8 protein-coding genes are annotated in these 13,783 nt (G+C 41.3%); 5 read left to right on the forward strand and 3 right to left on the reverse strand.

The window, feature by feature from the left end; translation table 11 throughout:
* Positions 1–166: 166 nt before the first annotated feature.
* Positions 167–1,528 carry a magnesium transporter gene (mgtE, locus tag ACFQ3S_RS04600; RefSeq protein ID WP_377161701.1) on the reverse strand — a complete coding sequence of 454 codons (1,362 nt, stop codon included), beginning with the start codon at positions 1,526–1,528 and terminating at the stop codon, positions 167–169.
* 199 nt (positions 1,529–1,727) lie between these two features.
* Here mgtE and ychF point away from each other — a divergent pair, with 199 nt between their 5' ends.
* From ychF to ACFQ3S_RS04615, 3 genes are all read left to right on the forward strand, one after another.
* Positions 1,728–2,825, forward strand: coding sequence for a redox-regulated ATPase YchF (gene ychF, locus ACFQ3S_RS04605; RefSeq protein WP_377161703.1), 1,098 nt, complete (start codon positions 1,728–1,730; stop codon positions 2,823–2,825).
* A gap of 807 nt (positions 2,826–3,632) precedes the next feature.
* Positions 3,633–5,576 (forward strand): family 43 glycosylhydrolase, encoded by a 1,944-nt coding sequence (locus ACFQ3S_RS04610; protein WP_377161705.1) that lies wholly within the window; start codon positions 3,633–3,635, stop codon positions 5,574–5,576.
* A gap of 49 nt (positions 5,577–5,625) precedes the next feature.
* On the forward strand, positions 5,626–6,900 hold the full coding sequence (locus tag ACFQ3S_RS04615; RefSeq protein ID WP_377161707.1) for a glycosyl hydrolase family 8: 1,275 nt from the start codon (positions 5,626–5,628) through the stop codon (positions 6,898–6,900).
* A 129-nt stretch (positions 6,901–7,029) separates the two neighbouring features.
* On the opposite strand, the gene ACFQ3S_RS04620 is transcribed toward ACFQ3S_RS04615, so the two are convergent.
* Positions 7,030–7,332, reverse strand: a complete 303-nt coding sequence (locus ACFQ3S_RS04620) for a beta-xylosidase family glycoside hydrolase (protein ID WP_377161709.1) — start codon at positions 7,330–7,332, stop codon at positions 7,030–7,032.
* A 2-nt stretch (positions 7,333–7,334) separates the two neighbouring features.
* Entirely contained in the window at positions 7,335–7,871 is a 537-nt protein-coding gene (locus ACFQ3S_RS04625; RefSeq protein ID WP_377161711.1) for a family 43 glycosylhydrolase, read from the reverse strand.
* Between the two features lie 717 nt (positions 7,872–8,588).
* Between ACFQ3S_RS04625 and ACFQ3S_RS04630 the strand changes: the two genes are divergently transcribed.
* Together ACFQ3S_RS04630 and ACFQ3S_RS04635 are read left to right on the forward strand one after the other, a co-directional pair.
* Positions 8,589–11,777: a SusC/RagA family TonB-linked outer membrane protein gene (locus ACFQ3S_RS04630; RefSeq protein WP_377161713.1), complete on the forward strand. Its 3,189-nt coding sequence runs from the start codon at positions 8,589–8,591 to the stop codon at positions 11,775–11,777.
* A gap of 22 nt (positions 11,778–11,799) precedes the next feature.
* A complete protein-coding gene (locus tag ACFQ3S_RS04635; protein ID WP_377161715.1) occupies positions 11,800–13,746 on the forward strand; it encodes a RagB/SusD family nutrient uptake outer membrane protein in 1,947 nt (648 codons plus the stop codon).
* The last annotated feature ends 37 nt before the right edge of the window (positions 13,747–13,783 follow it).

A 13,783-nucleotide genomic window follows, 5' to 3' on the forward strand; every position in this document is an offset into this window, starting at 1 on the left:
AGAAATTTATTGAAAAAGTTTACAAGCGCTAAATCATTTTTAACTCATATTACGGATATGTGCAGTTAATTCCTGAAAGTACGAAACATATAACATGCCCGATGATCAGACGTCGAGGCCTCTGATCGAAATAGACCTATAGGAGCATCCACTGTTAGGTAAAGTATCAGATTTGCATAATAGATACCGCAATGCTGAAATAGATGATTAACCCGGTAACATCAACCAACGTAGCCACAAATGGTGCGGATGACGTAGCAGGGTCTAAGCCAACACGTTTTAAAAATAAAGGCAGCATAGAGCCGGCCAGCGAACCCCAAAGTACAATGCCTACTAATGCCAAACCAACTGTAAAAGCTACAGCAAGCCATTGCGGGCCATAAATATCACTGAACTGAGCCCATATAAAAATACGTGAGAAGCCTATAACCCCTAACGTAAGCCCCAATAATAAACCCGAAATTAGTTCGCGGCGCATTACACGCCACCAGTCTTCTACGGTAACCTCGCCCAGTGCCATGGCCTGTATAATTAAGGTAGAAGCCTGCGAGCCGCTGTTACCACCGCTCGAAATAATAAGCGGTACAAACAGGGCCAACACTACGGCCTTAGCAATTTGTCCTTCAAAATAGCCCATGGCCGTGGCGGTAAGCATTTCGCCTAAAAACAAGATGATAAGCCAGCCTACGCGCTTTTTAACCAACCTAAGCAAGGATATATCCAGGTAGGGTTCATCCAAAGCTTCGGTACCACCAATTTTTTGAATATCTTCGGTATATTCCTCATTGGCTATCCATAAAATATCATCTACCGTAACAATGCCTAATAAAATGTCACTATCGTCGGTAACGGGCAGGGCTACCCGGTTATTCATTCTAAATGTATTAATCACTTCTTCCTGAGGATCTTTCACATTAAGCACGATAAGCCGATTATCCATCAAGTCGCTCACTTTGGTGGCCGGGTCAACCAGTAAAATATCCCTTATCCTAATGTCATCCAGTAGTATGCCGTTCTCGTCAATTACATAGATCACGTCAATAGTTTCAGAATTTTTACCGTAACGCCTGATGTGAGAGAGTACTTGCACCACATCCCAGCTTTTTTTAACGGCCACGTAATCGGGTGTCATTAAACGGCCTACGCTATCTTCTTTATAACCTAATAGGGCAAATGCCTGCTTTCGGTCTTCGGGTGGAAGATGTAGAATAAGACTCTTTACCGTATCGCTGTGCATTTCGCTAAACAGGGACGTGCGGTCATCGGGTGGAAGCTCATTAATGAGTTCGGCAATTTTTTTGCCCGAAAGTTTTTTAAGCAGGCGCTCCTGGGTAGGGAAGTCGAGGATGCGGAAAACATTAACCGCGCGGTTGAGCGACAGGATCTCTATAAACCTGGAACCATGTTCGGGAAGTTCACCTATAAGTTCTTCAACGTCCGATATATTGAGGTCATTCAAATAGGTTTGCAACTGTTGTTCATCATTACCTTCCAGTAACAGCTCTACTTGTTCAACCATTTCTTCCATATCGTTCCCCGTGTTTACATGTATGAATATCCTGTTTTCTAACGCCCGCAAAAGTCGTTTATTTTTTCAAATTATAAGGCTGTTTTTATATTATCTTTGCGGGAATTTTGATGTTGGTTGAGTAGTTGATACTCATCATACAAATTATTCAACCAACCAACGAGTCAACTAATCAACTATTTAACTACTCAACAAATACATGGGTTTACAATGTGGTATAGTAGGTTTGCCAAATGTGGGCAAATCAACACTTTTTAACTGTTTATCAAACGCAAGGGCACAAGCGGCCAACTTTCCTTTTTGCACCATTGAGCCTAATGTGGGTGTTATTACCGTGCCCGATGAGCGTATAACCAAGCTTGCCGAACTGGTGAACCCGCAGCGCGTGGTGCCTAATACTATTGAAATTGTAGACATTGCCGGCCTGGTAAAAGGGGCCAGCAAAGGTGAGGGACTGGGTAACCAGTTTTTAGGTAACATACGTGCTACCAATGCCATTATACACGTATTGCGTTGCTTTGATGATGATAATGTGATACACGTAGACGGTTCGGTAGACCCCATACGCGATAAAGAAATTATTGATACCGAACTGCAATTGAAAGACCTGGATTCGGTTGAAAAAAAAATGCAGAAGGTAGAAAAAGCTGCTAAAACCGGTGATAAGGAAGCCAAGAAATCTTTTGATACCCTAACTACTTATAAAAATCATTTGCTAAGTGGTAAATCGGCCCGTACGGCACCGGTTGCCGAGGAAGATCAAGAGTATATAGCTGATTTGTGGTTACTAACTGCAAAGCCGGTTATGTATGTATGTAACGTAGGCGAAAGCGATGTGAACACCGGTAACGCTTATGTAGAAAAAGTACGCGAATCGGTTAAGGAAGAAAATGCAGAGGTGCTGATCATCAGCGCGCAAATAGAATCGGAAATTGCACAGATGGATACTTACGAAGAACGCCAGATGTTTTTGGATGATTTGGGTTTGGAGCAATCGGGGGTTACCAAATTAATTAAAGCGGCTTACCGGCTGCTGAACCTGGCTACCTACTTTACCGCGGGTGTACAAGAAGTGCGTGCCTGGACTATTAACCTGGGCTTTACCGCTCCACAGGCCGCCGGTGTGATCCATACCGACTTTGAGAAAGGTTTTATCCGTGCAGAAGTTATCAAGTATGCCGATTTTGTGAAGTACGGTTCGGAAGCCGCTTGTAAAGAGGCGGGTAAACTAAGTGTTGAGGGTAAAACCTACGTGGTTGAAGACGGTGATATTATGCATTTCAGATTTAACGTATAGTTGAAAAGATATATGGAGTTAAGAATCAAGAGTAAAAGACAATACAACTTCTTGATTCTTGACTCTGTACTGTTGACCCTTACTTTATACATAATTGCAGCATTAAGCTTCCTGTATTTCTATTATTTACAGGGGTTTTAACAACTATTGTTGGCAATTACATCTAATTTTTAATTAACCATTGTTCTTCCATTAGGGTATTCTCATCCTAATAATGGAACTAAAAAGGTTCGATATAATCTTTATAGAAACGCTTAGGCTTTCATTCATAGCGTTCATGCTATATTTTTCGCAATCAGCCGTATTTATTAGGCTATTAGTTAGATTACTGGAAAAAGCTTTTGTAGAAAGAGCATATCTTCACAACCGGCAATTTTATTCAGCGCATTACCCATACATCATCATCTCCAATTTTATAAGATAATTTACCCTGTTATTTTGTTGCGTTAAAAATGTAGCCCGGTATCTTAAATAATTTTTCAGCCTTTTTAAGCTAACTTATATTATCTCTGGGTTGCATACAAGAAAGATTTTCGTTCTTATTAAACATTTGTTCAATTAATTTGAACAACCGTGTTGCTATTACTTGATAGCCTGAGCGTAATTTAGCTGAATCAATTATGTTTATGAGCCTCATTCATCCAACAATCCACTTTCCTGAAATTTTTTTAAACACATTTATACTAATCAATAGTACTACAATTAAAAAGTAGAGTATAAATGAGTTGAATTTGATCTTGAATAAAGCGTTTCCCAAATCTACGTTAGGCTCCAAATTTATTTTAAAAAATTATGATTTCTACACTTATGCGCGCTGCAATTTTTACTGGCCTTTTGTTGTTGACAACATTGGTTGTACATGCGCAGAAGAATAGTGAGCGCGACTCGCTGTCTTTTTATCAAACGGTTCAAACTTATGTTAACCCGGTTTTACCGGGAGACCATCCCGATCCTACTTTATTAAAAGTTGGTGATGATTTTTATCATTGTGGCTCAACATTTCACTTTAATCCTTATTTGCCTATTTATCATTCTAAAGACCTGGTTCATTGGGAATTAATTAGTCGTGTGCTGCCTGCAGCCAAAGCTGCATGGGTTAGCGATAAGCCGTCTGCAGGTATTTGGCAGGGAGCCATTACTTATTTTTACGGCTCGTACTGGATCTATTTTTCGGCCGGTGGCCAGTGGTTTTGCAAAGCTCCTTCACCATCAGGACCATGGTCTGATCCTGTTCAGGTTAAATCGAACCCGCAAACCGGTCCCTTGGGTTATGATAATTCCATTTTTGTGGATGATGACGGCAAGCCATATATGGTTATTAAAAACGGACAAAAAACTAATCGTTTGCAGGCGTTGGGCCAAGACGGACAACTGGCAGACAAGGTTATTGACCTGGATTGGATCAATGCAAAACTACAGTACAGCTGGGCCGAAGGGCCGGTAATGTGTAAGCGTAATGGCTACTATTACTACTTTCCGGCTGGTGATGTTTCCGGCGGGCAGTATGTTTTACGGGCATCAGCCTTAACCAGCGATTCTACAAAATGGGAAAGGTTAGGCAATTTTTTCAAACCTATTACAGATCCTAAGGTTGGTTTTCGCAGGCCCAACCACATAGCAGCGCCAGTTCAGCTTGCAGATGGCACCTGGTGGACCATAGGGCAAAGCTACGAAAAGTACGACGCAGATGATTGGTCTGGCGCTGGACGCCAAACTGCCTTGTACCCGGTAATATGGGAAGGTGATAGGCCCTGGGGAATGGCGCCAACCACGCAGCCTGTGGTTAAACCCAATTTGCCTCAATCGGGCATTCCATGGAGAACCATAAAATCTGATGATTTTGAAAGCCAGGCATTATCGAACAACTGGCATTTTTTAACCAAAAAGGCTTCCGCACAATATTCTTTTTCTAAACGCAAAGGTTGGATTACCCTTACACCCGATACCAGCCGTGCCCACGTGGTTCAAAAAGAGACGGATCACTTTTATTCTGTAATCACTAAAGTTGAACTGAGCGCAAGTAATATTAATGATAAAGCAGGAATTTATTTAACTAACGGCAATCAAAAAGCAATAGTAAAATTTTATACCGGCTTTAATAATGGTGCTCAAATTGTGTTAGAAATGGATACTGCCGTGCGCAAAATAAAGAATGTTTTGGGTAGCACTGTTTGGTTAAAACTTGAAAGATATGAACACATGCTTACGGGGTATGTAAGTAATGATGGTAAATCCTGGATAGCTTTAGGAAAGCCTATTTCAGCGGCAAATTTAGATAAGGCGCAGCTTAACTTTAACTCGTGGGTAGGTACCAGTGTAGGTCTTTTTTCAGAAGGTAAAAGTGCTGATTTTGATTTGTTTATAGCGAAGGATGGTTTTTCAGCCATCCCTGCAATTGGTTTGAATAATTTCTATGGTGTAAAGAAGCTTTCTGATAAATCGGTTACCAATACTTCAACGCTTGGAGGATGGTTTATGCTGTCGGGGGTTGACTTTGGTAAAAACACGCCTTCAAAATTAGCCGTACAAGCTGCAAGTAGCAATGGCGGCAAACTGGAAGTATGGGTTGATGATTTGCAAAATGGAAAGAAAATTGCAACAATTAATGTTGGCTCAACCGGTACCGGAATTTGGAAGTATATTACGGCTTCATTAAAAAATGTACAAGGGCAGCATGATTTGTTTATCAAATTTCCTCAAGGCAGTGCCGGTAAAATACAGGTAAACAGTGTTCAGCTTCAAACTAAATAGTGAGCTTAGTAAATTTCTAATTATAAGCTAATTATGTATTTTATATACCATGAAAATAAACTTAGTATTACTGTTTACGCTTCTAACTTTAATCCCTGATATTTCGGTAGGGCAAAGGCAGAAAAACACAAGCAAAAATTATGTTAATACAGCGGCTCATCCGGGTAAATATGCTAACCTGTTTCTCGCAGCCGGATATAACCAGGCAGATATTGATCGGAAGGTAGCTAAAGCATATTATGATGTATTTGAAGGCCCAAACAGAGTTTACTTTACTGTGGGAGATAGCATGGGTTATGTTTCGGATGTAAAGAATCATGATGCCAGAACCGAGGGACTTACTTATGGGATGATGGTTGCCGTACAACTCAACAAAAAAGATGTATTTGACCGCATTTGGCGGTGGTCTAAAAAGAACCTGCAACATCAAAGCGGGCCACGTGAAGGCTATTTTGCATGGAGCATAAATCCTGAAACATTAAAACGTAATTCCGAGGGCTCAGCCTCTGATGGCGAACTGTACTACGTTACCAGCCTATTGTTTGCCGCTAATCGCTGGGGTAACCAAACGGGCATAAATTACTATCAGGAAGCACGCTACATCCTGGATAATATGTGGAAGAAAGACGGCATGGGTAACATCTTTAACTTGATTAACACCGAAGCCAAACAAATTAGCTTTGTACCCGAGGGCGATGGTTATAAATGGACAGATCCCTCATACCACCTGCCAGCCTTTTACGAGGTTTGGGTCATGTATGCTAAAGACGGCCACGAAAAGTTTTACCGCGACTGTGCCGATACTTCGCGTGCTTATTTACACCGGGCGTGTAATCCGGTAACCGGACTGAATTATGATTATACTGAATTTAGCGGTAAACCACACTCCACACGTTGGATGCCTGCAGCATTTAGATACGATTCATGGCGGGTTCCAATGAATATTGCTATGGACTACACCTGGTTTGGTAAAGACAAAACATGGCAACAAGGCTATGCGCGCCGGTTTCAGAGTTTCCTGCGAACTAAAGGTATCAATGATTTTGTAGACCAGTACAATCCTGATGGTTCCCGTCCCTACTTTATACTTAAAGCAGGTAATACCGGCCCTAAACTATGGCATTCGCTTGGACTGGTAGCCACCGCAGCTACTGCTTCCCTGGCAAACCCCGATATTAAAAGTCTGGATTTTGTTCGTGCCTTGTGGAACGCCAAACTGGAACCTTATGATGACGGCTACTTTGACCCCTATTATGACGGACTGCTGTACCTGTTTAGTTTGATGCACCTGAGTGGTAAATACCAGATCATTCATTCCAAATAATTACATAAAAATACGTTTTATTAGAAATTTATACAAAATATTACACCAGGTAGTTTACCTAAAACATAATATGCCGGGTCAGCTGATTATCATACCAGGACCCGGCATTTTGTATTTAAGTGCAACTAATTAATTCCAGTCAGTATTGAAAATTTTGTCATCTATCCTGAAATAGTCGAAGTCGGTATAACCGCCGGTTTGCTTGGTTGCGTAATTAAATAGCCCAAACCGGTATCCTATAAAATGAGGGATAGTGTAAGCCATGTGGAGGATATTTCCTATCGGTTTCCAGGTTTTGCCATCTAAGCTGTAAGCAAACGCGGCCTTATCGGCACGGTCTTTAAAATTGCATTCAGCACGTAAGTATATTACCTTTTGTGCTATAGGAATGCGGGCTACTTCTACGTCTTTGGCCAATTCGCCATTTACCATCACTATAAAACATCGTTCAATTCGGCAAGCATAATGCGGCCGCCTCCGTAAACCATGTACACTTTTCCATCATCATCAAAAAACAAGGAATGATCATGTAATGACGGTTTAAAGGAAACTGCTTTCCAGGGGCCATTTTCAATATTTTTAGTAGAGTAGATATAAGTTTTACCAGTTGTACCGGCAAAAGTTGATACGTAGTAAGTGCCATTATAAAAGCGCAAGCTACTCGCCCATGAACCGCGTCCGTAAGTGCTTTTGCCGTTAGCCAGGTTCAGTTCATCCACATCATCCAAGGTATCATAAGCATAGCTAACAAGTTTCCAATTCACCAGGTCTGTCGATTTCATGATAGGTACGCCCGGGCTCATGTGCATGGTAGTACTGCTCATGTAATAGGTGTTACCCACACGTATCATGGATAAGTCTGGCACATCGGCGTAAATTGTAGGGTTGTGTGCCTGCTGCGCGTACAAGGCAGAGGTGTGCATCACCAGTAACAGGGAGCAAACTAAATAATTGAATATATATTTTTTCATGTTAAATTGTACGATGTGGAAGCGTCACCAACAAGTGTTTTGTAAATACATTTACGTACCTGCAATGTATATGAGTTATCATATAATCAACTAAAGTAAGTTGCCTTATATAAACCTGTATGTACAGTTGTTTAAAAATGAGATAGTTTTGTTTAAGCTGCATTACAACCTAAATAGTACCCGGTAGTAAACGTAATTACAACCCGGCATCTATAGTTAATCAATAGAAAAAATCATCAATTTACAATACATAATGTTTGAAATTTACACATCTGTATTTTTTTTAAGGATGGTAGGTAAATTAAAAAAAGAAGCATTTTAGCGTATTGCAGGCCATATATTCGTAAAAACTAAACATTTGTGCTATCTTTTTATTCGTGAGTAGCACATGTGATTAGCTAAAAGCATCGAATTTAGTGCCCACAATTAAACCATCGCTTTAAGCGTAAACCAAGCATTGATCCGGTAATACTATTTAAGTTTAGCATTGTATAGTGCTATCATCAAATAATATAACGCATTATGCAATCGATTGCAGGTGACTTAGGTTAAAGCCGGTTTATTGTATATAGTTAATATTGACCAACTAATTATGAACTAAAACTTACTTTATGAGAAAAAACCAAACGTAATACTGTTTGTCAAAGGCAAACAAGTCCCCAGCCTCCTAAGCGGGTTCAATCCAATCCTATAAATTATTAATATTAAATACAATTCATGAGAATAATCAGACTTACTCAATGGTGGAGATTATATGTATTGGCTTTTGCGCTGACCATATTTTCCACAGCACTATTTGCCCAAACTCAACCGGTTAAAGGCAAAGTTGTAGATGAAACAGGTGAGCCTTTAATAGGTGCAACTGTGCGTGCTAACGGTACGCAAAGCGTTTCTACAACCAATGTAAATGGTGAATTTACAATAAATGTATCGGCCACCACACAAACTATTACCATTTCCTATGTAGGTTACAATAGCCTCGAAAAATCTATTACAGGGCAGGGTGGTAACCTTGGAAATATCCCGCTAACTAAAAGCAGCAATAACCTATCTGATGTAGTAGTAGTAGGTTTTGGAACGCTCAGAAAACAAGATGTAACCGGTACGGTGGCCAGCGTGAGCGGAAAAACATTGCAAGAGATACCATCGGCAAACGTTTTTGAACAATTAAAAGGCCGGGTGGCTGGTTTGGATGTTGTAAACTCACCAAACGGACCCAACATTACCATTAGGGGTAACAGAACTATCGGAAACCCGGGAGCTGACAGGCCTTTAATTATATTAGACGGCCAGCCTTACTACAACTTCATTGAAAATATAAACCCCAATGACATTAAAAGCATTGATGTTTTAAAAGGTGCGTCGGCAACTGCTATTTATGGCTCGCGGGCATCGGGTGGTGTACTTTTAATAACTACAAATCGCGGACGTGTAGGGCAATCGGCCGTATATTACGATTCATACGTAGGTATTAGTAATTTTCAAGGAAAATTTAAATTGTTAGATGGACCGGGTTACGCACAGCTTAAAACAGATGCTGCCGAAGGATCACTGATACAAAACAACGGGGTTGCATCAACATATAGCTTAACTACTGAAGAAAGAAGAGCACTTGCCGAGGGTATTAGTACCGATTGGGTTGACTTGTACACCAAGCCGGCCGTACTTTTTGATCAAAGTTTACGGGTTTCAAGTGGTAATGAGAAAACACAATTTAACCTGGGTTTAGCTTACCGTACCCAAAACACGCTGGAACCAAGCGTAGGTACAAAGCGTATTACACTGAATGCCAATATCGATCACAGGATAAGTAAATTAATTAAAGTTGGGGCCAGCATTCAAACCTCGTTACGCCTGATTAATAATAGCGGTGCCGGGCAACTGTTTAACGCCCAGTGGATGAGCCCGCTTGCTTACCCTTATAATGCAGACGGTTCGTTAAATACCTTACCTTTAATAGGATCGGTAGACGAATTAACCTTAAACCCCTTGGTACCTACAAGAAACCCCGATATATTTTATAATTATACCCGAGGTTTCCTTAATAACAATATCGTTTATGCCGAACTTAACCCGGTAAAACATTTAACCTACCGTTATACAATTAACTATAATTTTTCGCAATCGTTACAGGGTACTTATAACGGCATAAACGGTGCCGGTATTTTGGTAACTGCCCGTACCAACGCCAGTACTGTTAACAATTACCAGTACAGGCTTGCGCAAGAGCATTTGATAACATACGACAATACGTTTTCAAATAAGCACCATATTAACCTGGTTGGTGCTTTTACGCAGGAGAGGCAACAAACAGAAAATTCGAACTCCAATGTTACCGGTATCCCTCAGGACGCGGTTTTAAACAGCAACCTGGGTTTAGGTACCTTTGTTAACCAGGGCGGTTCATACCAGCAGCAAGGCTTATTAGGTGCTGTTGGACGTTTAAATTATACTTATGATAATAAGTATAATCTTACCGCTACAATCAGGAGTGATGCAAACTCGCGTCTATCAGAAGGAAATAAGTGGATTACTTACCCTTCCATAGGTTTAGGCTGGGTTATTAGCAATGAATCTTTCATGAAACGTTACTCCTTTATTGATAACCTTAAATTACGCGCCGGATACGGACAAACATCCACTACAGAAAGCATACAGCCTTATGAAATTTTAGGAAGGTTAAACAATGCGAATTACCAGTATGGAGGGGTTTCGGCCGGAAACGATAATGGTGTACAAGTACGTACATTGGTAAATAACGCCTTAACCTGGCAACGCTCTACCGAATACAATGCGGCCTTAGACTTTGGTTTGTTTAAAAACAGACTAACCGGTTCGGTGGAAATATACAGCACCAAAACAACAGGTGTTATTGTAAATAACATTCTTCCTATAACTACGGGTGCCTCCAGCCAGCGTACAAACCTGGCTACTTCGGCCAGTAAAGGTTTAGAGATTACTTTGAGCAGTATTAATATTCAAAATTTGGGTGGCTTCTCCTGGTCTACTGATTTTAATATGGCCTTCAACCGTGAGCGTGTTGTGGAGTTGCCAAACGGTGCTCCCTTTAATTTAGGAACTGGCTTATTTGTTGGACAACCACTTAGCGTGATTTATGATTTGAAGCAGATAGGAATCTGGCAAATATCAGACTCGCCGGGCTTGGCAGCAAATGGTGCTTACCAGGCAGTAAGAGGACAAACATCCCCTTTACAATATCCAGGGCAAGTACGTGTGCAAGATTTAAACGGTGATGGTATTATTAACAGTAATGACAATCAGATCATAGGTAATTTCCAACCTAAATATACATTAGGCTTAACCAACAGGTTTGCCTATAAAAATTTCGATTTGAATATCGTGATACAAGGACGTATGAAATTCACAACAGTAGTGCCTTATGTTTCGTCGTCAAATTCGGCATTAAATGGTTGGCAGTACCTTAATTTAGGTCGCCATAACCAGCCGGTTATGGATTACTGGACGCCAAGAAATCAGAGCGGGGTATTTCCAATGCCTAATAATACCGTTCAGAGTCCTTTTATTTCTGCCACACAATACTTCGATGGCTCATTTATACGTGCTAAAAGTATAAACGTGGGTTACAACCTGCCAAGTAAATTAGTAAGTAAAGTAGGCTTAGGCTCATTAAGGGTTTATGCTAACGTAACCAATCCGTTTGTAATATATGCGCCTATCAGAAATAAAGGCTTTTCCATTACAGATCCCGAATCGGTAACTAACGCGGGTAACCAAAATCCATTAAACCCGGCATCTCCTGCAGTAACAGGGAATATAGGAGGTTATAATCCTAATGATGCCAATAATTTTCCATATCGTGGTACGGCTATTAGCCCGGGATTACAAACCAGGGATTTCATTTTTGGAATTAACGCGAGGTTTTAATAAAAATTGAAGAGTAAATAATATGAAATTTTCAAACAAAAAATATTTAGCTGTCGCTGTTGCGGCCATGCTAACCAGTATAACCGGTTGTAAAAAGTTTCTTGAAGAGAATCCAAGATCGGAACTCTATCCCAGCTACTTTTCTACACCTGGTGGCATAAGGGCAGGTATAACTGGTGTTTATAGTGCCTTGAGAGGCTTTCACCAGGGTGAGGGTATCGCTTACGTGTATATGGGAACAGACGAGTCAATAGCCGGAGGTAGTGCTCAAACCAATTATGTTACGCTGAATAATTATAATGGTATTAATTCCTCCAATGCGCCCGATCAGCTTGGGCTCTATTCAGATATTAACAGTTTAAACGGGGTTATACAGTATGCCGAAAGTTCAAATTTACCTGCTGCTACCAAAGTACAATACATAGCCCAGGCCAAATTTTTACGGGCATGGATTTACTTTCAATTGGTGCAAACCTATGGTGGCCTTACCGCCACACAAAAAAGCGGGATACCCTTACGTAACGCATTTGTAACAGAAGCAACAACTGCTGAGGCACCTGCTCAGCTTGCTGATCTTTACAATTTTATTATCCAGGATTTTACCGAAGCTGCTTCGGGCTTGCCGCCAACTATTACCACAGGTAACTTAATTTCCACAGTTGGCAAAACAGCCACATCGGCCGTGGCTAAAGCTTATTTAGCCAAAGCTTATTTAACGAGGGGATATTTAACAGAAGTAGCACAACCAGGAGATTTTCAGAAAGCTGCCGATCTCACAGCCGAATTGATTACCAACAAGGCCACTTACGGGCTTGACCTGTTCCCCGATTATAACGATGCGGTAAAACAAGTTAACGATTATGGCAGGGAAACCATGTTCGCCATCGACTTTGGATTGAATGACCCAACCTACTCTGGTTACACTCAGCAAGGTACAGGTGGATTTGGTTTGAACAATATTCCTGTATTACACCGCTGGGATTATATCGGTAATGCCGGTGTAGACAACAGCGCGGGTATAGATGCCGTTCCTATCAGGATCAATACTGCTAAGAGGCCTATGGTAAGGGATGTGTACAACGGTCGTCCGTATATTCGGGTTGCACCAAATGCACCTTACACTGTTCAGGTGGCTTTTGCCAACCAGGTAAATGATACGCGCTGGGATGCTACGTTTCAAACTTTTTGGATTGCGAATAAAGCAACACCCGCCGGTTTAAAAAGTGATGGGTCACCTAAAGGGGCATTAATACCAACTACGCTTAGCTCAACAAACTCATTTGTGCCGCCCACCAACGGCGATACGGCTATTTTGATGCCGGGCGTTGAGGTTACTATGGCCCGCCGGGATGATTTTAAGGGAATGATTGTTACACCGCGTCAATACAATAACACTATTTTTCCTACGGTTAAAAAGTTTGATGATAACCTAAGAGCAGGTATGAACGACTTTTCGAGCAGGCCGGTTATTGTGATGAGGTTTTCGGAAGTTTACCTGATGAATGCCGAAGCTAATTATATGGCAGGTAACATTACAGCTGCCGCCACACAGCTAAACGTAATTAGGCAGCGTGCCGCTTACCGTACCCCGGCCGACGGACAATTTATACCCGCAGGGCAGTTTAGGGTTACAGCCGCAAACATGGCTACCGCTAATGCCGCCAATGCCGCCGCCATGACATTAACCCCTGCGCAACAGGCGCAATTGGCTATACCAGCAAGTACCACAGTGGGTTCTCCGCTCAACGGTATGGATCTTATATTGGACGAGTACACCAGGGAGTTTTATGGCGACCCGCGCCGTTGGTATGATTTGGTAAGAACAAGGCAGTTGGTAAGACGTGTAAAAATGTACAATGCATTAGGTGCTCCAAACGTACAGGATTATCACATGCGCAGGCCAATACCACAAAGCTTTATCAATACCGTACTTAGCGGCCCTAAATATCCGCAAAATAACGGTTATTAATAAGCAGGCGCTGTTGTAAATCTGCATTAGCTTTTCA

This window comes from Mucilaginibacter terrae, assembly GCF_042679325.1.
Classification (GTDB): Bacteria; Bacteroidota; Bacteroidia; order Sphingobacteriales; family Sphingobacteriaceae; genus Mucilaginibacter; species Mucilaginibacter terrae.